The organism is Streptomyces soli (assembly GCF_003999195.1).
Classification (GTDB): domain Bacteria; phylum Actinomycetota; class Actinomycetes; order Streptomycetales; family Streptomycetaceae; genus Actinacidiphila; species Actinacidiphila soli.
Genome location: NZ_RJVR01000024.1, coordinates 1 through 4232, shown reverse-complemented (window position 1 = coordinate 4232; position 4232 = coordinate 1). Strand labels below are relative to the sequence as shown.

Annotated in this window: 4 protein-coding genes and 1 pseudogene; 2 read left to right on the top strand and 3 right to left on the bottom strand. The window is 68.3% G+C overall.

The annotated features are described in order from the left end of the window. Positions 1-197: 197 nt before the first annotated feature. Positions 198-422, bottom strand: a pseudogene (locus EFK10_RS01340) (DUF5655 domain-containing protein); the annotation flags it as partial. 319 nt (positions 423-741) lie between these two features. Beyond that, the gene (locus tag EFK10_RS01335) at positions 742-1359 is read right to left on the bottom strand and encodes a TetR/AcrR family transcriptional regulator (RefSeq protein ID WP_164835757.1); all 618 of its coding nucleotides are present in this window, start codon (positions 1357-1359) and stop codon (positions 742-744) included. A 122-nt stretch (positions 1360-1481) separates the two neighbouring features. Between EFK10_RS01335 and EFK10_RS01330 the strand changes: the two genes are divergently transcribed. Together EFK10_RS01330 and EFK10_RS01325 are read left to right on the top strand one after the other, a co-directional pair. Continuing rightward, positions 1482-2117 (top strand): FMN-dependent NADH-azoreductase, encoded by a 636-nt coding sequence (locus tag EFK10_RS01330; RefSeq protein WP_127353948.1) that lies wholly within the window; start codon positions 1482-1484, stop codon positions 2115-2117. A 271-nt stretch (positions 2118-2388) separates the two neighbouring features. Continuing rightward, entirely contained in the window at positions 2389-3966 is a 1578-nt protein-coding gene (locus EFK10_RS01325) for an LLM class flavin-dependent oxidoreductase (RefSeq protein ID WP_127353950.1), read from the top strand. Here the strand turns inward: EFK10_RS01325 and EFK10_RS51810 are convergent. Further along, positions 3956-4084, bottom strand: coding sequence for a hypothetical protein (locus EFK10_RS51810; RefSeq protein WP_265737461.1), 129 nt, complete (start codon positions 4082-4084; stop codon positions 3956-3958). The genes EFK10_RS01325 and EFK10_RS51810 overlap by 11 nt on opposite strands. Positions 4085-4232: the final 148 nt, after the last annotated feature.

Below are 4232 nucleotides of genomic sequence, written 5' to 3'. Positions count from 1 at the left end.
CCAGACCTTCCTGGACCAGAACGAAATCCCCCGGTCAAAGTCCTGGCGAACCCTCGGCAGTTGACCTCGACCATCAAGATCACCGACAGAGTCAAGCTCAGGGCACGTAGCGGAAGCGGTGCCGCCATCCTCCATGCGCGCGAAACACGGAAGAATGGTCTTGGTCAGGCCGCCTCGAACGCCCGACGGATCAGCGGCTCCACGACCACCGGAGCACCGTTCTCGTCCAAGCCCAAGGTGTCGATCCGACCCCGGTGCCACGGCCCCGTCGGATACTCCGAAGTCAGGAACCGGATGCCGAGCATCGCCTCCATGCCGGCCTCGACCCGGCGCTGCAGCTCCACCTCCAGAGCTACCGTCGAGCCGGGCAACTCGACGTCCCGCCCGCCTGCGTCTCGCCGGAACATCATCAACTCGGCCACCAGCGCCCCTCCCGTGATCTCTGCAAGAGAACCAATCGCCAAGGGTCTCCGGGTATTCCGTATCCGGACAGCCGAAACGGCCGTTTGCCCAGCTCTGCGGGCTGCCACTCCCGCGAGCTAGGGTTGCGGACAGAGAACACCGACGGAAAGCGCCCTTGTCGGGTATCGACAAGCGCGTGAGCCCGGGTGACCGGACGAGCTTCCGTGGTGCCAGCGAGCCAGCAAGCGGTCACTACGTGGTGAGCGCAGAGGTGCTCCGGTGGACAGCCGGTGGACAGACGCCTTTGGACGGTGCGTCACGCCATTCGGAACTTGTTGATCAAGGTCGGCAGACGCGCTGTACGAGGTCCTGCCAGCCCTGTGCGGTCCGCTCCTCGATCTGGAGGGAGGCTTCGGTGAGGTCGGACGCCGACAGGTAGAGCAGGAGGGGGCCTTCCAGGGCCGCGGTGAGCTGGACGGCCAGGACGTCGAGGTCGGCGGCGCCGAGGTGTATCTGCCCTAGCAGCATGCGGATGTGCATCCGGGAGAGGGTCGCCTCTGATCCGGTGGGTACGGATTGTCTGCCGTCCAGCCCGGCGCGGGTGATCTCGCGGTGTTCGATCATGAAGCCGACCCGGGCCCGGCCGTAGGCGATCAGGCGGTCCAGCGGCTCAGCGCCCGGGCCCAGCGGCGGCGGCCCGGACAGCACCTGCTTCTGGAAGGCCTGCTCCTCGTCTTCCATCAGCGCCTTGAAGATCCCCGCGCGGGTGCCGAACCGACGGAACACCGTCCCCTTGCCCAGGCCCGCCCGTTCGGCCAGCCCGTCCATGGTCAGGTTCTCCGTGCCCTGCTCGGCGAGCATCTCGCGGGCCGTGGCCAGCAGATGCAGCCGGTTGCGTACGGCGTCAGCACGCTCGACGCGCGGCGCTCCCACCAAGGGCAAGACGGGTCGATCCACAGGAATCACTCTACCGGCAGGAATAGCAAACGGGGTAAAGTCCGTTTATGCTGCGTGTGGCGACACCGCCGACACGCCACTGGGCCGTCCCCGGGCGCAACGCACTGAACTGGAGAAAACCGATGAGCCTCTTCCGTCTCGACGCCAGCATCATGCCCGCCACCTCGACCAGCACCGAACTCGCCGACGTGCTGGAAGCCGAATGGTCCGCCACCCGCCCCGGTGAGCCGGTCGTCCGCCGTCACTTGGGCACCGATCCGCTGCCGGCCGATGCCTGGACACTCGCGGCCACCGCCCGTTTCACGCCCGAAAGCGAGCGCACCCCGGCCCAGCGCGACGCCCTCGCCCTGGCCGCCGATCTGACGGCGGAGCTGACCGACGCGGACGCCGTCCTGCTGGCCGTCCCGCTCTACAACTTCGGCGTCTCCCAGCACTTCAAGACCTGGGTCGACCTCATCATTGCCGGAGCCGGACCGGCTGCCAACGGCCTGCTGAAGAACAAGCCCGCAGCGCTGGTCACCGTCCGCGGGGGCGGCTACGGACCGGGCACCCCCCGCGAGGGCTGGGACCACTCCACCCCCTACCTCCGGCGCATCCTCAGCGACATGTGGCAGGCCGACCTCACCGTCATCGAACGCGAACTCACCCTCGCCGCCACCAACCCCGCCATGGAAAGCCTCAAGGACCTGGCCGCCCAACTGCACACCGAGGCCCTGGACGCCGCCCGCCACGCCGGCCGCGCCCTGGCCGCCAAATGACTGGAAGATCGGATTCATCTACCGGGACTCGCCCCCACCCGGCGGAACTCGGGGTCCTCAGATCTGCTTTCCCCACTTAGGTCTTCCGAGCAGGACGAGAAGGAGAGCGCTGCCGTGGACAACGCCACCGTCAGGCGGCGCCGGGTGCCCGCACAGGTGTCGATCCTCCATTCAGAGCAGGATCGACACCTGTGCGGCGATCAACGTGGCCATGACGCCTGCCGCAGAGTCGTCGAGAAGCCATCCATGAAAGGGAAGCGAAGTGGCCGGCATGGGTGATTACGGACACAACCTCGAGTTCGGCGTCTTCGTCGAGCCGGCCGCCCAGTCCGCGGACCAGGTGGTAGCCCTGTCGGCGCTCGCCGAAGAGGCGGGGTACGACCTCGTCTCGTTCACGGACCATCCCTACTCGCCACGCTCTCTGGACGCCTGGACCCTGATGTCCTTCGTGGCCGCGCGGACCGGTCGTGTGCGACTGTCGGCCAACGTGCTGAGCCTGCCGCTGCGGCCACCGGCGGTGTTGGCGCAAGCCGCCGCGAGCCTCGACATTCTCAGCCACGGACGCGCCGAGCTCGGCATCGGCGCGGGCATCGCCTGGGACGCGATCGAGGCGATGGGCGGCCGACGCCTCGATCCGGGCGACAGTGTGGAGGCTCTCGAGGAAGGCATCCACGTGATCCGCGAGCTGTGGGACGCCGGTGAGCAGGGCAGCGCGCGGTTCGAGGGCAAGCACTACCGGCTGGCAGGCGCCCTCCGCGGGCCGGCGCCGATGCACGACATCAGCATCTGGGTCGGCGCGTTCAAACCCCGGATGCTGAGGCTGGTCGGCCGGCTCGCCGACGGGTGGTGGCCCACCACCGCCGGGCTCAAACCCGGCGACCTCGCCGCCGGCAACGCCGTGATCGACGCGGCGGCCGCCGGAGCCGGGCGCGAACCCCACGCGATCCGGCGGCTCCTGAACCTGGGAGCAGTCGACGCACCCGCGCGCGAAACGGCCGCGGAGCTCGCCAGGCTCGCGCTCGAAGACGGGATCGGGACCTTCATCGTGACCGTAAACGATCCACGCGCGATGAAGGACTTCGCCTCCGAGGTTGCGCCCCGCGTGCGAGAGGCCGTCGAGGAGGCACGGCTGCGCGGGCCGGGCGCTGCGCCTGCACCAGTGGGAGCGGCCGCGGTCGGCATCAGCGCGCCGGCGAAGGCGGCGGCACCCGGCGGGACCGAGGACGAGCGGTTGGGAGTGACGCCGACGCCGGACAAAGCGGTCCGCCTCAGCGACCGGGCCCCCTGGAACGATTCGACGCGGCCGCGGCGGGACCGCTCGGGCCCGGAAGTGAGCTACACAGACCAGGGACGCCGCGTCTCCAAGCAGCTGATCAAGGTGCACGACATGCTCCGGGGCGAGCTGTCGGACCTACGGGACATCGTGCGGCAGGTACACGACGGGGCGATGCAGGCCGGGGACGCCAGAGCGGCGCTCAACGAGATGGCGCTGCGCCAGAACGACTGGACGCTGGGCGCGTTCTGCGCCCGCTACTGCAACGCCGTGACGCAGCATCACGGCATCGAAGACGCCTCCGTATTTCCACACCTGGCGCGCCGCGAACCGCAGCTCAAACCGGTGATCGACCGGTTGACCGAGGAACACCAGGTTATTCATGACGCGATCCAGGAGGTCGACCGGGCACTCGTTCAGCACATGACACGACCGGAGAACCACGACACCATCCAAGGTGCGATCGATTACCTGACCGACGCCCTCCTCTCACACCTCGCGTACGAGGAACAGGAGCTGGTGGAGCCGCTGGCGCGGCTCGGGTTCTACCCGGACCAGGTGCCCGTCAGGAACTGAAGCCCGTCAGCGCGTCGGGGCGCCGAGGGGATACGGAAGACGAGGTGAACGGCGCCGGGTTGTGTGCCTCGTACGACAGGTAGGTCGGCACCGCGATCTGCTCGTGCGGTGGTCTCACTCAAAGCCGTCGTAGCGGTAGCGCTGCCAGCGGCGAGGTTAAAACTCAAGACTAGGGCGTGTTGCGAAAGTCGATCAAGGTCGTGGATGATCAAGCGCTGTGGGGCGTGGAGATATGACGAGCGGCCAGTGGGCTCGGCTTGAGCCGC